The following is a 19239-nucleotide window of genomic DNA, read 5'->3' as shown; positions in this document are numbered from 1 at the left end:
CAGGCTGTTGCCCGCAGCAGGAACCCCGGCCACCGGCCGGAGACGCCCCCCAGTCACGAGGAGAACGACGTGTCGTTGCCACCCCTGGTGGAGCCCGCCGCCGACCTGTCCGTCGACGAGGTCCGCCGCTACAGCCGCCACCTGATCATCCCCGACGTCGGGATGGACGGGCAGAAGCGGCTCAAGAACGCGAAGGTGCTCGCCGTCGGTGCCGGTGGTCTCGGCTCGCCGGTGCTGATGTACCTGGCGGCGGCCGGGGTCGGCACGCTGGGCATCGTCGAGTTCGACACCGTCGACGAGTCCAACCTGCAGCGCCAGATCATCCACGGGCAGTCCGACGTGGGCCGGTCCAAGGCCGAGAGCGCGCGGGACTCGATCAAGGAGATCAACCCGCTCGTCGACGTCCGGCTGCACCAGACCCGGTTGGACTCCGAGAACGTCGAGGAGATCTTCGCCGACTACGACCTCATCGTCGACGGCACCGACAACTTCGCGACCCGCTACTTGGTCAACGACGCCTGCGTGCTGCTGGGCAAGCCCTACGTGTGGGGCTCGATCTACCGCTTCGACGGCCAGGTGTCGGTGTTCTGGGCCGAGCACGGCCCGAACTACCGCGACCTCTACCCGGTGCCGCCGCCGCCCGGGATGGTCCCCTCGTGCGCCGAGGGCGGCGTGCTGGGCGTGCTCTGCGCGACCATCGGCGCCATCCAGGCGACCGAGGCGGTCAAGCTGATCACCGGCATCGGCGACACGCTGCTGGGCCGGCTGATGGTCTACGACGCCCTCGAGATGACCTTCCGCACCATCAAGATCCGCAAGGACCCCGAGGGCGAGCCGATCACCGGTCTCATCGACTACGAGGCGTTCTGCGGTGTGGTGTCCGAGGAGGCCCAGGAGGCCGCCGCCGGCTCGACGATCACCGTCGACGAGCTCAAGGACATGATGGACGCGGGCAAGGACTTCGCCCTGATCGACGTCCGCGAGCCCAACGAGTACGAGATCGTCTCGATCCCGGGCGCGACGCTGATCCCCAAGGACGAGATCCTCTCCGGCCGCGCGCTGTCCTCGCTGCCGCAGGACAAGCCGATCGTGCTGCACTGCAAGACCGGGGTCCGCTCGGCCGAGGCGCTGGCCGCGGTCAAGGCCGCGGGCTTCAAGGACGCCGTGCACGTGCAGGGCGGCGTGACCGCCTGGGCGACCCGCATCGACAAGGCGCTGCCCACCTACTGATCGCGCCCTACCGGGCCCGACCTCCGCGCGAGGTCGGGCCCGGTTGCGTTTGACTGGTCGCATGGCACCGGACCACGTGGCACTCCTCGAGCTCTTCCAGCGGGCGCAGGCCCGGTTCACCGACCGGGTGGACGCCGTCGAGCCCGGGCAGTGGGACGACGAGTGCCTCCCCGGGTGGACCGTGGCCGACCTGGTGGCACACCTCGTGGCCGAGCAGCGGTGGGCCCCGGCGCTGCTGGCCGGGGAGTCGGTGGCCGAGGCCGGCACGCGGGTGCCCACCGGCACGGAGGCGCTCCTGGACGGCGACCCGCTGGGGACGTGGGAGGCCGCTGCCGACGCCGCGCTCACCGCCTGGGCCGACCCGGACGCGATGTCCTCGACCGTGGACCTCTCGGCCGGGCCGACGGCCGGCACCGACTACCTGGCCGAGATGACGGTGGACCTGACCGTGCACGCGTGGGACCTCGCCCGGGCGACCGGCGGGGACACCGTCCTGGACGACGAGCTCGTGCAGGCCGGGTTGGTCTACGCCGAGCACCGGCTCGGTCCCGACGGCGTCCCCGGGCTGGTCGACCCCGCCGTCCCGGTGCCGGCCGGCGCCGACGCACAGACCCGGCTGCTGGCCCGCTTCGGTCGCCGCAGCTGACCCGAACGGGGCGCGCGGGTCGTTGTGCCGTGCAGCGGACCGGCCACCGGGGACCTACGATCCGCACCGGACGAGTCCGCATCGCAGGAGGTCAGCACCCATGTCGCAGCCGCCCCAGGGCAACAACCCCTACGGACCTCCGCCCGGTGGACGTCTCCCGTTCCCGGGTCAGCCCGGTGGTGACCAGCCCACCGAGGTCTTCGGCCAGACCCCGGGCCAGGCGCCCGGTCAGGACCCGGGCCAGTCCGGTGGGTGGGGCCAGCAGCCGACCCAGCAGGGCGGCTTCGGGCAGCCGGGGCAGCAGGGACAGCCCGGTGGCTTCGGCCAGCAGCCCACCCAGCAGTTCGGCCAGCCCGCCGGTGGCTACGGCCAGCCGGGCCAGGCCGGCCCGCCCCCGGGCGGACCCGGTGGCCCCGGCTTCGGCGGCCCGGGCGGTCCCGGGGGTCCTGGGGGTCCCGGCGGCCCGTACGGCGGTGGTCCGCAGGGCCCGCAGGGCGGGGGCAACAAGAAGACCGGCCTGATCATCGGGGCGGTCGCCGCGGTGGTGATCATCGCCGTCGTCGCCGTGCTGCTGGTGGTCAACCTGGGCGGCGGGGACGACGAGCCGATCGCCAGCAGCTCCTCGGCCACCAGCTCCAGCTCGGCCTCCTCGACGTCCTCGAGCCCGTCGTCGTCCAGCTCGGAGTCCACCGAGACCTCCGAGCCGACCTCGACCGGCGGCAGCGCCGAGGACCTCGTGTCGGTGCTCCCGAGCGACTTCACCGACTGCGAGGAGGCGTCGTTGGCCGGCGACGGTGACACGGCGGCCGCGCAGTGCGGTGCGGCGCTCACCCAGCCCGGGCCGGCGCAGGCGCGGTTCTACCAGTACCCCGACACCACGACGATGGACGACGTCTTCCTCACCGACGTCACCGGCGGCGGGCTCAGCGAGCTGCCGACCGGGCAGGACTGCTCCACGACCGTGGGTTACTACCCGTGGGCGACCGACGACCGGTCGCAGACCGGCCAGGTCGGCTGCGCGATCCTCACCGACGGCACGGTGCTGCTGGTGTGGACCGACGACCAGTTCCTCATCGAGGGCTACGTGACCAGCCCGGGCACCACCCAGGCCGACGTCTCCGCCCTGTACGAGTGGTGGCGGGTCAACAGCAACTACGTGGGCTGACCCTGTCCGAGCCGGGGTCGACCGGAGCTCCGGTCGACGTGGACGAGGCGGTCTTCGACGTCGTCGAGGCCATCCCGGCCGGGCGGGTGAGCACGTACGGCGCCATCGGGCGGCTCGTCGGGGTGGGACCCCGGCGGGTCGCCCGCGCGCTGTCCACGGGCGGGGGAGCGGTGCCCTGGTTCCGGGTGGTCCGCGCCGACGGCACCGCAGCCGAGCAGGTGCGGGTGCGCCAGCTCGAGCTGCTGGCCGCCGACGGGGTGCCTCTGCGGGGCGGCCGGGTGGACCTCGCCGAGGTGGGTTGGCCGGACCGACGTCGCCGCGCCTGAGACTGTCGGTGCCCCGTGGTCTGATCGACCCGTGGCCGTGGGGGGAACGCAGCAGGCGCCGGAGGCGCACGTCGGTGGTGTCGACCCGGAGGTGCCCGGGCCGGTCGCCGCACCCCGCTACCGGTTGGTGCGACCGACCGCGCCGCCGGCCGTGCGACCGGTGCTCGACCCCACCCAGCAGGCGGTGGTCGACCACCCCGGCGGTCCGTTGCTGGTGCTCGCCGGCCCGGGGACGGGCAAGACGACGACGATCGTCGAGGCCGTCGCCCGGCGGATCGAGTCCGGTCTGGACCCCGAGCGGGTGCTGGTCCTCACCTTCAGCCGCAAGGCCGCAGCCGAGCTGCGCACCCGCATCACCGCCCGGGTCGGGCGCACCATCCGGGAGCCCGTCGCCCGCACCTTCCACTCCTACGCCTTCGGCGTGCTGCACCGGGCGGCGGTGCGCCGCGGAGACCCCCCGCCGCGGCTGCTGGCCTCGGCCGAGCAGGACCTCACCGTCCGCCGACTGCTGAGCGGGGACGTCGAGGACGACGTGCTCCGGTGGCCGAGCGACCTGGGGCCGGCCCTGGAGACCGCCGGGTTCCGCCGGGAGCTCCGCGAACTCGTCCTGCGGGCCACCGAACGGGGGGTCGACCCCGCGCGGTTGGCGGCGCTGGGCCGGTCGCTGGACCGGCCGCACTGGGTGGCCGCCGCCCGGTTCGCCCAGCAGTACCAGGACGTCACCTGGCTGGAGACGTCCTTCGGTGGTTCGGGCAGCGGGTACGACCCGGCGGAGCTGGTGCGCGAGGCCATCGCCGAGCTGCAGGCCGACCCCGAGCTGTTGCGGGTCGAACAGGTCCGCACGCGCTGGCTGTTCGTCGACGAGTACCAGGACACCGACCCCGCCCAGGTGGAGCTGTTGCACCTGCTCTCCGGCGGCGGGCGGGACCTCGTCGCGGTCGGTGACCCCGACCAGGCGATCTACGCGTTCCGCGGCTCCGAGCCCCGGGGCATCACCGAGTTCACCGAGCGGTTCCGGCACGCCGACGGCCGGCCGGCCCAGCGCCTGTCGCTGGGGGTGTGCCGGCGGTCGGGGGCCGAGCTGCTGGCGGTGAGCCGCCGGGTGGCCGAGGGGCTGCCCGGCCCGTGGGAGCACCGTCGGTTGCAGCCCGGGGAGCACACCGCCGCCGGGACGGCCGAGGTGCACGTGTTCGACACCCCCGCGGGGGAGGCCGCGCACGTGGCCGACACGCTGCGCCGGGCCCACCTGGTCGACGGGGTGCCCTGGTCGGAGATGGCCGTGGTGGTGCGCACGTCGTCGGCCCTGGCGCCGGTCCGCCGGGCGCTCGGCCAGTCCGGGGTGCCGGTCGCGGTCTCCGCCGACGACCTGGCGCTGGCCCAGCAGCCGGCCGTCGAGCCGTTGCTGGCCGGGCTCCGCGCCCTGCTCCCCCCGCCGCCCGCGGACGGCGCCGGAGCCGGACCGGAGCAGGACGGCGAGGTCTGGGTGACCGAGTCCGGTGCCGAGGCCCTGCTGGCCTCCCCGCTCGGCGGGGCCACCGTGCTCGACCTGCGCCGGCTCCGGCGGGCCGCTCGCCGGGTGCTCGTCGACCGGGGGATCGACCCGGCCGAGCGCGGCACCCCGCTGGCCGACGTGCTCGCCGATGCCACCCTGCTGGAGGCGCTGCCCGACCACGTCGCGCGTCCGGCCGACCGGGTCGCCGACGTGCTGGGCGCCGGGCGGCTCGCGCTCACCCGCGGCGGCAGCGCGGAGGACGTGCTCTGGGCCATGTGGCAGGCCAGCGGTCTGGGGCCGCGGTGGGCGCGCGCCAGTGCCGGCGGCGGTCCGGCCGGCGCGGTGGCCGACCGCGACCTCGACTCGGTGGTCGCGCTGTTCGACGCGGTCGCCGCGTTCGTCGACCGGCTGCCGTACGCCACGGTCGCCCAGTTCGTCGATCACGTGGGGGCCCAGGAGCTGCCCGGGGACGGCGGGGCCGCCCGCGCCCCGGCGGGGGAGACGGTCCGGTTGCTCACCGCGCACGCCGCCAAGGGCCTGGAGTGGGACCTGGTGTGCGTCGTGGGGGTGCAGGAGGGCGTCTGGCCCGACCTCCGGGTGCGGGCCAGCCTGCTGGGCTCCGAGGACCTGGTCGACGCGGCCGCCGGGACCGACACCGCGACGCTGGACCGTCGTTCGCTCGCCCTGGCCGAGGAGCGTCGGCTGTTCTACGTCGCGGTCACCCGGGCCCGACGCCGGTTGGTGGTCACCGCCGTCGACGGGGGCCTGGAGGGGGCCGACGCCGGGGCCAACGCCAGCCGGTTCCTCGACCTGGTGGCCGAACCGCCCGCCGAGGGCGACGGCACCCGCCCGCACACCCCGCTACCCCGGGCGCTGACCCTGCCGGCGCTGGTGGCCGACCTGCGTCGGGCCCTCACCGACCCGCACACCCCGACGGCCCGACGGGCCAGCGCCGCCGCCCTGCTGCGCCGCCTGGCCGAGGAGCGCGTACCCGGTGCCGACCCGTCGAGCTGGTGGGGCCTGGCGCCGCTGTCCGACGAGTCCCCGCTGGTCGACCCGGCCGAGGCGGTACGGGTCCGGCCCTCGGCGGTGGACACCTTCCAGCGCTGCCCGCTGCGCTGGGTGCTCGGCGCGGTGGGTGCCGAGGCGTCCCCCGAGACCACCCGGACGGTCGGGTCAGCGGTGCACGACGTCGCCCAGCAGGTCGCCGAGGGTCTCCCGCCGGCCGAGGCCGCCGCGGTGCTCGACGGCGAGCTCGACCGGCTCGACCTGGGGCCCGGTTGGTTCGACCAGCGCCAGCGGGACCGTGCCCAGGAGATGCTGACCAAGTTCCTGGGGTGGCACGTCCGGGGTGACCGCGAGCTGGTCGCCGCCGAGGAGGACTTCGACGTGACCGTGGGCCGGGCGCGGCTGCGCGGGCAGGTCGACCGGCTCGAACGCGACGACGCCGGCCGGCTGGTCGTCGTGGACCTGAAGACCGGCAAGACCGCACCCCGCACCGTCGCCGAGCACGGCCAGCTGGCCGCCTACCAGGTGGCGGTGGCCGAGGGCGCGTTCGCCCGGCACGGCGCGGTGCCCGGCGGGGCGTCCCTGCTGCAGGTCGGCGGGGCGCAGAAGGCGGCCAAGGAGCACGTGCAGGCCCCGCTGCCCGAGGACGTGCCCCCGCGGGAGACCTGGGCGGGGGAGCTCGTCGCCGAGGTGGGCGAGGGCATGGGGGCGGCCACCTTCGCCGCCCGCACCGACACCGACTGCGACCGCTGCTCCTTCAAGCGCAGCTGCCCGGTGCAGGAGTCCGGTCGGCAGGTGACCCGGTGACCCCCCGCCGCGGTGAGCAGCCCGAGGAGCAGCTCGTTTTCGACCTCCCCGGCATGGTCGCCCCGGCGGCCGTCCCGCTGCCGCAGCTGCTGGACCCCGCGGAGGTGGCCCGGCGCTGTGGGCTCTCCTACGCCCCCTCGCCGGAGCAGGCCGCGGTGGTGTCGGCCCCGGTCGACCGGCCGATGGTGGTGGTCGCCGGGGCCGGGTCGGGCAAGACCGAGACGATGGCCGCCCGGGTCGCGTGGCTGGTGGCCAACGAGCTCGTGGCCCCGGAGGCCGTCCTCGGCCTCACCTTCACCCGCAAGGCCGCCAGCGAACTCGGTGCCCGCGTCCGGCTCCGGTTGACCGCGCTGGCCCGGCACCCCGACACCGCTCCGGCACTGGCCGAGCGGCTCGCCGTGGCCGCGCCCACGGTGGCGACCTACCACGGCTACGCCGCCGGGATCGTCGCCGAGCACGGGCTGCGGATCGGCGTCGAGCCCGGGGCCGGGGTGCTGGGGCCGGCCATGTGCTGGGGTCAGGCGGCGACCGCGGTGGCCGCGCACACCGGCGACATGAGCGACGTCTCGCTCGGGCTGGTCACCACCACCGAGGACGTCCTGCAGCTGGCCTCCGAGCTGGGCGAGCACGACGTGAGCCCCGACCAGCTGCGGGCCTGGACCACGCGCTTCGAGGACCAGGTCCGGGCCTACCCGGTGACCGGCCGCACCAAGGGGCCCTACGCCGACGTGCTCAAGGTGCTCGCCCGGCAGCGCTCCCGGGTGGCCCTGCTTCCGATGGTCGAGGCCTACGAGGCGCGCAAGCGGGCCGCGGGCGCCATCGACTACGCCGACCAGGTGGCCTACGCCGCCCGGGTCGCCACCGCCTCGCCCGAGGTGGGCCGCCGGGAGCGGGCCCGGTGGCGGGTGGTGCTGCTCGACGAGTACCAGGACACCTCGGTCGGTCAGCTGCGGATGCTGGAGGCCCTGTACGGCGGGGACAGCGAGCACCCGGTGCTGGCCGTCGGGGACCCCCGGCAGTCCATCTACGGCTGGCGCGGCGCCTCCTCGGGCACCATCGAGCGCTTTCCGCGCACCTTCCCGGGTGCTGCCGACCGGCCTTCGCAGCGGCTCACCCTGTCGACCAGCTGGCGCAACGACCGGGCGGTGCTGGCGATCGCCAACACCGTCGCCGGGCGGCTGCCCCAGCCCGAGGACGCGTCCCCGCTGCCCGACCTGACCGCGGCGCCGACGGCCGGCCCGGGCGAGGTGCACGTCGGGCTCTACGACACGATCGCCGAGGAGACCGAGGCGCTGGCCGACCGGCTGGCGGCGCAGTGGCACGGGCCCGCCGAGCCCGACCCGGCCCGGGAGCGGCCCACCATCGCGGTGCTCGCCCGCCGCCGGGCCCAGCTCCCGGGCATCGCCGCGGCGCTGCGGGCCCGCGGGCTGCCGGTCGAGGTGGTCGGCCTGGGCGGTCTGCTCGACGTGCCCGAGGTGTCCGACGTGGTGGCCACGCTGACCGTGCTGGTCGACCCCACCGCCGGGGACGCGCTGGGTCGGCTGGTCACCGGCGCCCGCTGGCGGATCGGTCCCCGAGACCTCGCCGCCCTGGAGGCCCGGGCCCGCCAGCTGGTGCGCGACCGCCGTCCCCGCGCGGACGAGGCCGGCGCGGCGCCGGTCGTCGAGCTGGCCCCCGAGCGCGGCAGCATCGTCGAGGCGCTGGACGACCTCGGCCGCCCCGACGCCTACTCCGTCGAGGGACACCGGCGGCTGCGGCGGCTGGGTGCCGAGCTCGGTGGCCTGCGGGGTCGGCTCGGTGAGCCGCTGCCCGACCTGGTCGACGAGGTCGTGCGCACCCTGGGCCTGGAGACCGAGCTGGCCAGCCACCCCGACGCCACCCCGGGTGCCGCGCGCACCCACCTGGACGCGCTGCACACCGTGGCGGCCCAGTTCGCCGACCTCGCCGAGCTGCCCTCGCTGCCGGCGTTCCTGGGCTACCTGTCCGACGCCGAGGTCCGCGAGCGCGGCCTGGAACCCGGGGAGATCGCGGTCAACCCCGACGCGGTCCAGCTGCTCACCGGGCACTCGGCCAAGGGCCTGGAGTGGGACGTCGTCGGCGTGCCCGGGATGACCGTCGGGCAGTTCCCGAGCAAGCCCGACACCTCCGACTCCTGGATCAGCGACCCGGGTGCCGTCCCGGTCGAGCTGCGCGCGACCGACCGGGAGGACCTGCCCCGGCTGCGCCTGCCCGTCCCGGGCTCCGGTGACCAGTCCGTGGTCCGGGACGCGCTGGGCACCTACGTCGAGGAGTGGAAGGCCTTCGGGCTGGCCGAGGAGGTCCGGCTGGGCTACGTGGCGGTCACCCGGGCCAAGCGGCTGCTGCTCTGCTCGGGCAGCTGGTGGCGCGACGGGGTCAAGCCCAACGGGCCCTCGACCCTGCTGCAGGCCGTCCGGGAGGCCTGCGAGGCCGGCAACGGGGTGGTGGACCACTGGGCCGAGGCCCCCGACGAGGACGCCACCAACCCGGCGCTGGCCGAGTGGCCGGTGGGGGTGTGGCCGACGGACCCGCTGTCGGCCACCCGTCGACGGGCGCTCACCGCGGCCGCCGAGCTGGTCGGGGCCACCCGGGCGCACCCGCTGGGGGAGCCCGGCCTGGGCGCCGCCGACGACGACGTGGTCACCGACTGGGTCCGCGACGCCGACCTGCTGCTCCGCGAGCGGGGCGAGTCCGGCCGCGGGGCGACCGAGGTGTCCCTGCCCGCCCACCTGTCCGTCTCGGCCCTGGTCGCGCTCCGCCGCGACCCCGCCGAGCTGGCCCGCCGGCTGCGCCGGCCGATGCCCGCGGCGCCTGCCCCGCTCGCCCGCCGTGGGACCGCCTTCCACCTCTGGCTGGAGCAGCGGTTCGGGGCGTCCCGGCTCATCGACATCGACGAGCTGCCCGGCTCGGGCGACGCCGCGGCCGCGCCGGACGACACCCTGACCGCCCTGCAGGAGCGGTTCCTGGCCGGGGAGTGGGCCGACCGGCAGCCCGTCGACGTCGAGGCGCCGTTCGAGACGCCGCTGGGCCCGCTCACCCTGCGCGGTCGGATCGACGCCGTCTTCGTGACCCCCGACGGCGGCTACGAGGTGATCGACTGGAAGACCGGCCCGGTGCCCGGCCCCGCGGAGCTGGCCGCGGCCGGGGTGCAGCTGGCTGCCTACCGGCTGGGCTGGTCACGGCTCACCGGGGTGCCGGTGGAGCAGGTCAGTGCCGGGTTCCACCACGTGGCCGCCGGGGTGACGCTGCGCCCGGTCGACCTGCTCGACGAGGCCGGCCTCCTGGCCCTGGTCTCCGGGGAGGACCGGTGAGCTCAGACCGAGGCGACCCGGTCCAGCACCGCGCGGGCCAGTGCCTCCGGGGCGTGCTCGGGCACCCAGTGCGAGACCCCGGGCAGCTCGACGAAGCGGTAGTCCCCGGTCACCTGGTCCGCGCAGGCCTGCGCCGCGGTGCGGCCGACGGCCACGTCGGCGTCGCTCCACACGTAGGTGGTGGGCACCCCGACCGGGTCCACCGGGGTGTCCCCGCTCATCTGCCGGTACCAGTTCAGCGCCGCGGTGAGCGCACCCGGCGCCTGCAGGTGGGCCACGTAGTCGGCCACGGCCTCCGGGTCCACCCCGTCCAGCAGCCGGCGCAACCGACGGGCGTCGTCCTCGAGCAGGACCCGCTCGGCCTTGTCGACCTGCCAGAAGAGCTTGATGTAGGCCGAGCGCTCCTTCTGCTCCGGGTCGGCCCGGTAGGCCAGCGTGTACGCGGTGGGGTGCGGCACCGACACCGCGGTGAGCGTGCGCACCCGGTCGGGGTGCCAGGCGGCCAGCGCCCAGGCCACGTTGGCGCCCCAGTCGTGGCCCACGACATCGGCGACCGGCACGTCCAGGGCCGTCATGAGGTCGGCGGTGACCTGGGCCAGGGCGGGCAGTGCGTAGGCCTCGGGCTCGTCGGGCCGGGCGCCGGGGGAGTAGCCGAGCTGGTCGGGGGCGTAGGTGCGCAGCCCGGCCTGGGCGAGCAGCGGGCTGACCGCGGCCCACGAGGAGGAGTTCTGCGGGAACCCGTGCAGGAGCAGCACCGGGCGGCCGTCCTCGGGACCGTCGGTCCGCACGTCGAAGGTCAGGTCGCCGACGTCCACCTGCAGCTGTCCGGGGGGCATGGCGCCGAACGTATCCCGGGTGCCCCGGCGGGGCGCGTTACCGTCGCGCGGTGAGCAGCAACGCCGAACGCGACTTCGTGACCGCCCACCTGGACGACCTGCACGCCGACCTGGACGCCTGGCTGCGGATCCCGTCGGTGTCCGCCGACCCGGCCCGGGCCGGCGACGTGGCCGCCAGCGCGCAGTGGCTGGCTCAGGCGCTGCGCCGCACGGGCTTCCCCGTGGTCGAGGTGTGGCCGACCGCCGGCGCCCCCGCCGTCTACGCCGAGTGGCCCTCGGCCGACGCGGGCGCACCGGTCGCGCTGGTCTACGGCCACCACGACGTGCAGCCGGTGGACCCGGAGGAGGCGTGGACGTACCCGCCCTTCGAGCCCACCCGGGTGGAGACCCCGGCCGGCCCCGAGCTGCACGCCCGCGGCGCCATCGACGACAAGGGCAACGTCGCCTTCCACCTGCTGGGCATGCGTGCGCACCTGGCCGCCACCGGCCGCGACACCCCCGCGGTGACGGTGAAGCTGCTGGTCGAGGGCGAGGAGGAGTCCGGCTCCCCGCACTTCGTCGAGCTGCTGCACGAGCGGCGCGACCGGCTGGACTGCGACGTCGTCGTGGTCAGCGACACCGGCATGGCCGCCGCCGACGTGCCCAGCGCGGTGACCGCGATGCGCGGGCTGGCCGATGCCGAGATCACCCTGCGCGGCCCGGGCGTCGACCTGCACTCCGGGTCCTTCGGCGGCGCGGTGCCCAACCCGCTGCACGCGATGGCGTCGCTGCTGGCCGGCCTGCACGACGAGTCCGGCCGGGTCACCCTGCCGGGCTTCTACGACAAGGTGCGTCCGCTGACCGAGCGCGAGCGTGCGCTGATGGGCCGGGTGCCCTTCGACGAGGCGGCCTGGCTGGCCGGCCCGGCGGCGTCCCGCGCGGCCACCGGCGAGGCCGGTTTCAGCACCCTGGAGCGGGTCGGCGCCCGGCCCACCGCCGAGGTCAACGGCATGTGGGGCGGCTACACCGGGCCCGGGCACAAGACGATCGTGCCGTCGGAGGCACACGCCAAGGTGACCTTCCGGCTGGTGGCCGACCAGGTGCCGTCCGACCTGGCGGAGCAGGTGCGGGCCTGGGTCGAGCAGCACACCCCCGCGGGCATCGAGGCCGACGTGCACGTGCCGGCCGGCGGGGTGAGCCCGTGCGCCAGCGACCTGGACCACCCGGCGATGGACGCGCTGCTGCGCTCCATCGGGCAGGCCTTCGACGTCCCGGGCGAGGACGTGCTGTTCACCCGCGAGGGCGGCAGCGGCCCGGAGGCCGACCTGGTGGAGGTGCTCGGCGCCCCGCTGCTCTTCCTCGGCGCGGGCCTGCCCACCGACCGCATCCACGCACCGGACGAGCGGGTGCTGCTGCCGATGCTCCACCGCGGCGCCGAGGCCACCGCCCACCTGTGGCGCGAGCTCGCCACGGTCCCCTTCGCCGGACGCTGAGGTGGAGGAGGGCGCGCAGTTCGGTCCCTACCGGGTGCTCGGGGTGCTCGGGCGCGGTGGCATGGGCGAGGTGCTGCGGGCCCACGACGCCGAGCACGAGCGGGACGTCGCCCTGAAGGTGCTGCACCCGCAGTGGGCCACCGACGACTCCTACCGGGAGCGGTTCCGCCGGGAGGCCCGGGTGGCCGCCCGGCTGCGCGAACCGCACGTCGTCCCCATCCACCGGTACGGCGAGATCGAGGGCCGGCTGTTCCTGGACATGCGGTTGGTCGAGGGCGAGGACCTCGCCGCTCTCCTGCGGCGCACCGGCCCGCTCGACCCGGCCCGTGCCGTCGACGTCGTCGGTCAGGTGGCCCGGGCGCTGGACGCCGCGCACGCCGACGGCCTGGTGCACCGCGACGTCAAGCCCTCCAACGTGCTGCTCGTCGGCCGGGCCGACGGCGGCGACCTGGCCGACTCGGCGCCGGGGGAGGACTTCGTCTACCTCGTCGACTTCGGCATCGCGCGCACCGTGGACAGCAGCACCGGCCCGCCGCTGACCGGCACCGGGCTCACCGTCGGCAGCACCGAGTACATGGCGCCCGAGCGGTTCCTGGGCGGCGAGCTGGGTGCGGCGGCCGACGTCTACTCCCTGGCCTGCGTGCTGTTCGAGGCCCTCACCGGTCAGCGGCCCTTCACCGCCGCGGACGCCGCGAGCCAGATGTACGCCCACGTCAACACCCCGCCACCGGCACCGAGCTCGATCACCCCCGGGGTGCCGGCGCTGCTGGACGCCATCGTGGCGCGGGGGCTGGCCAAGGACCCCGCGGAGCGGTGGACCTCGGCCGGTGGCATGGCCGCTGCCGCCCGTGCGGCGCTGAGCGTCAGCGGCGTCGAGGTGCCCCGCCCCGCCGAGCTCCCGCCGACCGAGGGCACCGCGCCCACCACGATCGGCCTGGCCGCCGGTGACGGCGGCCGGCCGGAGACGGCCGAGCGGCCCCGCCCGGCACCGACGTCGGTCCAGGCCCAGCCCCCGCGTGCTCCGGCCCCGTTCCCCGGACCCCCGCCGTGGGCGCCGGACCGGGCGGCGCCCGCCGGGCGGGCTCCCGGCCGGGTGCTGCCGGTGACCGTCGTCGTCCTGGCGCTGGTCGCGGCTGCCCTCGGGATCGGGCTCGTGCTCGCCCTCGGCCGGGCGTCGGACGCCCAGGACGACGCGATCGATGCCCGACAGGACCTGCTCGCCGTCGGGCTGCCCGCCGACGTCGACCCGTCCTCCTGCACGGTCACCGACCCCACGGACGCCGTGCTCACCGGTCTGGACTGCGGGGCCAGCGGCACCGAGGACGGCCCGGCCACCCAGCGCTACGACCTCTACGACTCCCCGGCGGAGGCAGCCGCGGCCTTCGAGGCCGTCGTCGCCGCCGGCGGACTGCCCCAGCTCGAGGGGGACGACGACTTCGCGTGCTCCGGGTCCGAGGGCGAGCAGGGGTGGGTGCGGTTGGCGGACTTCGACGAGCAGCCCGTCGGCCGGCTGGCCTGCTCGGTGGACGGTGACGGCGACCCGGTGCTCACCTGGACCTGGGACGACCGCCCGGGCCTGGCCACGGTGTCCGCCCGGGGTGGCGGCGTCGACGGCCTCCCGCCCCTGCTGTCCTGGTGGCGGGACACCGCCGACCGGGACGACCTGTGACCCGCCGGCCCGGACACCGGGCCCCCTAGGCTCGCCGGCATGAGCGGACCAGGGCAGTCCGGGAGCGGGACGCAGGTGGCGGCACCGGGGTGGTACCCCGACCCCGACGGCGGCCCGGGCCTGGTGCGCTGGTGGAACGGGGTGACCTGGTCCGACGTCACCACACCGGCCGGCCCCGGGGTCGACGTCGGGTCCGCGTTCGAGCCGGTCCCGCAGCGCCCGGCCGCGCCGTGGACCGCCGCACCGCCCCGGCGCAGCAGCACCGCGCCGCTGCTGGTGGGCGGCGGGGTGCTCGTCGCCGTCGTGGTGGTCGTCCTCGTGGCGGTGCTCCTGGGCCGGTCGGGCAGCAGCACCCCGGTCGCCACGTCGGCCGCGGTCACCGCCCCGGCCGGGCCGACCTTCGACCCGGGCACGGTGCGGATCGTCGACGAGGAGGCCGGCATCTCCTACCCGTTCCTCGGCGACGGCTGGTACGAGTACGCCTCCGGTGTCCCGTTCGAGACGACGTCGGTGGCCGGCCAGTTCTTCGTCACCCAGGAGGGCGTGCCCAGCGGCGGCCAGTTCATCGCCCAGGTCACGTCCGGCCCGGTCGCCGAGGGCTACGGCTGGGCCGGGCCGGGCAGCGAGCAGGCCACCGCGCTGGCCGTCGCCGACAGCGCGCGGGGCAACTACTACCCCGCACCCAACGAGCGTGCGGTGCTGCGCGACGAGGCGATGACCGTCGACGGCGCGCCCGCCTGGCTGTACGAGTTCACCCTCAGCTGGGACGTCGAGGGCTACGAGGCCACCGGGGAGCGCGCCGCGATGCTCGTCGTCGACGTCGGTCGCCCGGCACCGGCTCTGCTCTACATCTCCATCCCCAACACCCACGCCGAGCTCTACGGCGTCGTCGACCGGGTGCTGGAGGCGGTGGAGGTGTTGTGACCGGTACCCGCGGATAGGGTCGGACGGTGACTGCGACCGCTGCCGATCTGACCCTCCGGCACCCGGTGGAGCGGTTCACCCTCGACAACGGGTTGCGCGTCGTGCTGGCCCCGGACCGCAGCGTCCCGGTCGTCGCCGTCAGCGTCTTCTACGACGTCGGCATGCGCTCGGAGCCGCAGGGCCGCACCGGGTTCGCCCACCTCTTCGAGCACGTCATGTTCCAGGGCTCGGCGCACGTGCCGAAGATGGAGCACGCCCGGCTCGTCCAGGCCGCCGGCGGCACCTTCAACGGCTCCACCCACCAGGACTACACGAACTACTTCGAGGCGCTGCCGGCCGAGGCGCTGGAGCGGGCGCTGTTCCTGGAGGCCGACCGGATGGCGTCCCCGGCCATCACCGAGGAGAACCTCCGCAACCAGATCGACGTGGTGAAGGAGGAGATCCGGGTCAACGTGCTCAACCGGCCCTACGGCGCCTTCCCCTGGCTGCAGCTGCCCGAGGTCGCGTTCGAGTCCTTCGCCAACACCCACGACGGGTACGGCTCCTTCGTCGACCTCGAGTCCTCCACCGTGGACGACGCGCAGGACTTCTTCGACCGCTACTACGCCCCGGCCAACGCGGTGCTCTGCCTGGGCGGTGACCTCGACGTCGCCGAGACCGAGGCGCTGGTGCGCCGGTGGTTCGACGCCGTCCCGCACCGGGCGGCCCCGCCCACGCCCTACACGGGGGAGGCCTCCCCTACCGGCCCCCGGCACGCCGTGGTGGTCGACGACCTGGCACCGGCACCGGCCGTGGCCATCGGTTGGCGGGTGCCCGACCCGGTGGGTGACCTGGAGACCTACCTCGGGACCGTGCTGCTCTCGGAGCTGCTCAGCGAGGGCGACGCCTCCCGGTTGGAGCTGCGGCTGGTGCACCGGGACCACCTCGCGGTCGCGCAGGCCTCCTACGTGGGCCTGTTCGGCGACCCGTTCGACGTCCGGGACGCCACCCTGCTCACCACCCAGGTGCACCACCCGGCCGACGTCACCCCCGAGCGGGTGCTGGCCGCGGTGCACGAGGAGGTCGAGAAGGTCGCCCAGGACGGCGTGCCCGCCGACGAGCTCACCCGGGTGCAGGCCCGCACCAGCGCGCAGCTGCTGCGCGGCGCCGACTCGGTGCTGGGGCGCACGCTGGGCTTCGCCTCCGCCGAGCTGGTGCACGGCCGCGCCGAGCTGTCCGGCGAACTGGCCGCGCGGTTGGCCGCCGTCACCCCCGAGGCCGTGCAGCAGGCCGCCCGCGGGCTCACCCGCGACAGCGCCGCCGTCCTCGAGCTGCGCACCCGATCGTGACCACCCCCCACCGTCTGAGAGGCCCCTCGTGAGCGCCCCCGTCCTCGACCTCTCCCTGGTCCCGCCGCTGGGTGACCCCCGCCCGCAGCCGGTGCCCGAGGTGCACCTGAGCACGCTGCCCTCGGGGCTGCGGCTGGCCGTCGTGCCCCGGCCCGGGGTCCCGCTGGTCGAGCTGCGGCTGCGGATCCCGTTCGCGGCCCCCTCCGCCCGCGCGGCCGCCGTGCACGTGGCCCGCACCTCGGTCCTGACCGGGGCGGTGCTGCTGGGCACGAAGTCCCACGACCAGGTCCAGGTCGCCCAGCTGCTGCAGGCCGAGGGCGCCGAGCTGTCGGTGTCGGCCGACCCCGACCGCCTCCTGCTGGGGACGACGATGCTCCCGGCCGGGCTGCCCGCCGTGCTGGGTGTGCTCGCCGAGCTGCTCGTCCGTCCCACGTACCCCACCGACCAGGTCGCCGCCGAGCGCGCCCGGGTCACCGAGCGGATCGGCATCGCCCGCTCCCAGCCCGGCGTGGTCGCCCGCACCGCCCTGGCCACCCGCCGCTACGGCCAGCACCCCTACGCCGTGCAGATGCCCGAGCCCGGCCTCGTCGAGCAGGTCACCCCGGCCGCGCTGCGCACCCTCCACCGCCAGCGAGTGCTCCCCGCGGGCAGCACGCTGGTCCTCGTCGGCGACCTGGACCCCGCGGCCGCCGCCGACGCGGTGGCCGCCGCCCTGGGCGACTGGGTGGGCGAGGGCACCGGCGTCGAGGCCGGGCCGCTGCCGACCGTCGGCCCCCGGCCGCAGCAGCTGGTCGACCGGCCCGGCGCCGTGCAATCCAACATCCGGCTCGGCGGTCCTGCGCCCGGCCGGCTGGACCCCGAGCTGCCGGCCGTCCGGCTGGCGAACATGGTCTACGGCGGCTACTTCTCCTCCCGCCTGGTGGAGAACATCCGGGAACGCCGCGGCTACACGTACAGCCCGCGCAGCGCGGTCGACCACCTGGGCGCCGGCTCCTCGTTCCTGGTCGACGCCGACGTCGCCACCGGGGTCACCGGGCCCGCCCTGCTGGAGACCACCTACGAGCTGGGCCGGATCGCCCTGCTGCCGGTCACCGACGCCGAGCTCGAGGGCGCCCGCCGGTACGTGCTGGGCACGATGGCCCTGGCCACGGCCACCCACGCCGGGCTGGCCAGCACGCTGTCCGCGCTGATCGGCCACGGCCTGCCCCCCGAGTGGCTGGCCGAGCACCAGGCCGCCCTGGCCACCGTCACCCTCGACGAGGTGTCCGCGGCCGCGCGCCGCTGGCTGCACCCCGCCGGTCTCACCACGGTCGTGGTCGGTGACGCCACGCAGGTCGAGGACCAGCTGCGTGCCCTCGGCCCGGTCGAGACCGTGCCCTCCACGACCCCCGGGAGCCCCGCGTGACCGTCCCCCCCGGCGGCAGCACCGCCGCCGACAACCCCGAGCCCCCGACCGGTGGCCACCCGCCGCTGGAGACCCCCGTCGAGGACGGCGTGTGGGTCACCTCCACCGCCTCCTCCGGGGACTACGTGCCCGTGCTGTCCCGGGTGGGCCACGACCGCGGCCACCTGGACCGGCTGCTCGAGGACCCCGCACAGGGCCGCCCGGTGCAGGTGCTGACCATCGACGAGAAGCGCCAGGTGCCGGTGCACGAGGGGGCGGCCGGTCCCGAGCTCGTCTGGGACACCCAGCCGGGGTTCCCCACCGGTGGCATCTACCTCGGCCACGCCGACGGCGTGCCGTACGCGGTGGTCCGGGGGGAGCGTGCGCTGACCGTCAACGGCCGGCCGGTGGACGGCTGGACCGGCCTGCGCGAGGTCGGCGGGGAGCTCGGCGACCGGGACGCCGGCCTGCTGGCCCAGGCGGTGGGCATCGTGGAGTGGCACGAGCGCAACCGCTTCAGCCCCTACACGGGCACGGCGACCACCATCGAGAAGGCCGGCTGGACCCAGCGCGACCCCAGCACGGGCCAGGAGGTCTTCCCGCGGACCGACCCCGCGGTGATCATGCTGGTGCACGACGGCGGTGACCGGTGCGTGCTGGGTCGGCAGGCCGTGTGGCCGGCCGGGAGGTTCTCCATCCTGGCCGGGTTCGTCGAGCCGGGGGAGTCCGCCGAGGCCGCGGTGGCCCGCGAGGTGGCCGAGGAGGTCGGTCTCGAGGTCACCGACGTGCAGTACGTGTCCAGCCAGCCCTGGCCCTTCCCGCAGTCGCTGATGCTGGGCTACACGGCGCGTGCGGTGGACACCGAGCTGCGGGTCGATCACGACGAGATCGAGGAGGCCCGATGGTTCAGCCGGGCCGAGCTGCTGGCCGGTGACGGACCGGCCGCGCTGCCGCCGCCGGTCTCCATCGCCCGCTACATCCTCGACCGCTGGTTGGCTCAGGAGCTGTAGCGGCCCTGCAGCACCAGCGCCGGCCGGTCGGCGTGGTCGGCGAGCACGACCACGTCCGCCAGCGCCACCGGGTCGACCTCCTCGTCGTACCGGTCGAAGGCCGGCAGCTCCCAGGCCTGCGCCGCCGGGGTGCGGCGGGCCCGGGCAGCCGGGCCCACCCGCAGGTGCACCACCACGTCGAAGGCCAGCCCGACGCCCTGCAGCAGCGCCCCGGGCACCAGCACGACCCCGGCTGCGGGCACCCGCACGGCCCGGGTCGCCCGGTCCCGGACGGCGTCCCACAGCTCGGGCAGCACGTCACCGGGCCCGCCGGGGCCGACCCGGTCGAGCACCTCCCGGGCGAGGGCACGGACGTCGAGCCAGTCGGTGTACCGCGCGTCGGGGTCGGTGCGGCCGTGCTCCAGGCGCACCGAGGCCGGACGCAGGAACCCGGCCGCCGGGACGACGGTCACCGGGCGGCCGAGCGCGGGGAGCCGTTCGGCGACCGCCCGGGCCAGCGCCTCGGGGTCGGCGGTGTCCGGCCCGTCGAGGGCCACCCGCAGCGCGGCGGCGCCGGCCTCGGCCGGGGTGTCGGCCAGCAGGGCCGCGAGACGGTCGGCCAGCGCGACGGGGG

Annotated in this window: 14 protein-coding genes; 12 read left to right on the top strand and 2 right to left on the bottom strand. The window is 76.0% G+C overall.

Annotated elements, in window-relative coordinates; all coding sequences use genetic code 11:
• The first annotated feature begins 69 nt into the window (after window positions 1-69).
• From moeZ to ASG36_RS15865, 6 genes are all read left to right on the top strand, one after another.
• Window positions 70-1230, top strand: coding sequence for an adenylyltransferase/sulfurtransferase MoeZ (gene moeZ, locus ASG36_RS15890; protein WP_055765963.1), 1161 nt, complete (start codon window positions 70-72; stop codon window positions 1228-1230).
• A gap of 61 nt (window positions 1231-1291) precedes the next feature.
• Complete coding sequence (locus ASG36_RS15885; RefSeq protein ID WP_055765960.1) at window positions 1292-1876, top strand: TIGR03086 family metal-binding protein; 585 nt, start codon at window positions 1292-1294, stop codon at window positions 1874-1876.
• 100 nt (window positions 1877-1976) lie between these two features.
• Window positions 1977-3041 (top strand): hypothetical protein, encoded by a 1065-nt coding sequence (locus tag ASG36_RS22010; RefSeq protein WP_055765957.1) that lies wholly within the window; start codon window positions 1977-1979, stop codon window positions 3039-3041.
• 38 nt (window positions 3042-3079) lie between these two features.
• Complete coding sequence (locus ASG36_RS15875; protein WP_235495102.1) at window positions 3080-3367, top strand: MGMT family protein; 288 nt, start codon at window positions 3080-3082, stop codon at window positions 3365-3367.
• 31 nt (window positions 3368-3398) lie between these two features.
• The gene (locus tag ASG36_RS15870; protein ID WP_235495100.1) at window positions 3399-6674 is read left to right on the top strand and encodes an ATP-dependent DNA helicase; all 3276 of its coding nucleotides are present in this window, start codon (window positions 3399-3401) and stop codon (window positions 6672-6674) included.
• A complete protein-coding gene (locus tag ASG36_RS15865) occupies window positions 6671-10003 on the top strand; it encodes an ATP-dependent DNA helicase (RefSeq protein ID WP_235495097.1) in 3333 nt (1110 codons plus the stop codon). Before ASG36_RS15870 ends, ASG36_RS15865 begins: the two co-directional genes overlap by 4 nt.
• A 2-nt stretch (window positions 10004-10005) precedes the next feature.
• Here ASG36_RS15865 and ASG36_RS15860 read toward each other — a convergent pair whose 3' ends face one another.
• The gene (locus ASG36_RS15860; RefSeq protein WP_055765954.1) at window positions 10006-10839 is read right to left on the bottom strand and encodes an alpha/beta fold hydrolase; all 834 of its coding nucleotides are present in this window, start codon (window positions 10837-10839) and stop codon (window positions 10006-10008) included.
• A 50-nt stretch (window positions 10840-10889) separates the two neighbouring features.
• On the opposite strand from ASG36_RS15860, the gene ASG36_RS15855 reads away from it, so the two are divergent.
• Genes ASG36_RS15855 through nudC form a run of 6 tightly spaced genes read left to right on the top strand, consistent with a single transcriptional unit; the run spans window position 10890 to window position 18626 of the window.
• Window positions 10890-12311 (top strand): M20/M25/M40 family metallo-hydrolase, encoded by a 1422-nt coding sequence (locus ASG36_RS15855; protein ID WP_055765950.1) that lies wholly within the window; start codon window positions 10890-10892, stop codon window positions 12309-12311.
• 1 nt (window position 12312) lies between these two features.
• Window positions 12313-13980: a serine/threonine-protein kinase gene (locus ASG36_RS22370; RefSeq protein ID WP_055765947.1), complete on the top strand. Its 1668-nt coding sequence runs from the start codon at window positions 12313-12315 to the stop codon at window positions 13978-13980.
• Window positions 13981-14019: 39 nt separating this feature from the next.
• Complete coding sequence (locus ASG36_RS15845; RefSeq protein WP_055765944.1) at window positions 14020-14904, top strand: DUF2510 domain-containing protein; 885 nt, start codon at window positions 14020-14022, stop codon at window positions 14902-14904.
• A 26-nt stretch (window positions 14905-14930) separates the two neighbouring features.
• A complete protein-coding gene (locus ASG36_RS15840; protein WP_055765941.1) occupies window positions 14931-16232 on the top strand; it encodes a pitrilysin family protein in 1302 nt (433 codons plus the stop codon).
• A 28-nt stretch (window positions 16233-16260) separates the two neighbouring features.
• Window positions 16261-17637 carry a pitrilysin family protein gene (locus ASG36_RS15835; RefSeq protein ID WP_055765938.1) on the top strand — a complete coding sequence of 459 codons (1377 nt, stop codon included), beginning with the start codon at window positions 16261-16263 and terminating at the stop codon, window positions 17635-17637.
• Window positions 17634-18626, top strand: a complete 993-nt coding sequence (nudC, locus tag ASG36_RS15830; protein ID WP_055765935.1) for an NAD(+) diphosphatase — start codon at window positions 17634-17636, stop codon at window positions 18624-18626. Before ASG36_RS15835 ends, nudC begins: the two co-directional genes overlap by 4 nt.
• Here nudC and ASG36_RS15825 read toward each other — a convergent pair.
• Window positions 18614-19162: a uridine kinase gene (locus tag ASG36_RS15825; RefSeq protein ID WP_235495095.1), complete on the bottom strand. Its 549-nt coding sequence runs from the start codon at window positions 19160-19162 to the stop codon at window positions 18614-18616. The genes nudC and ASG36_RS15825 overlap by 13 nt on opposite strands.
• Window positions 19163-19239 lie beyond the last annotated feature (77 nt).

The organism is Geodermatophilus sp. Leaf369 (genome assembly GCF_001424455.1).
Classification (GTDB): domain Bacteria; phylum Actinomycetota; class Actinomycetes; order Mycobacteriales; family Geodermatophilaceae; genus Klenkia.
Note: the sequence above shows the minus strand (reverse complement) of the source record. Positions and strands in the feature narration are given on the sequence as shown.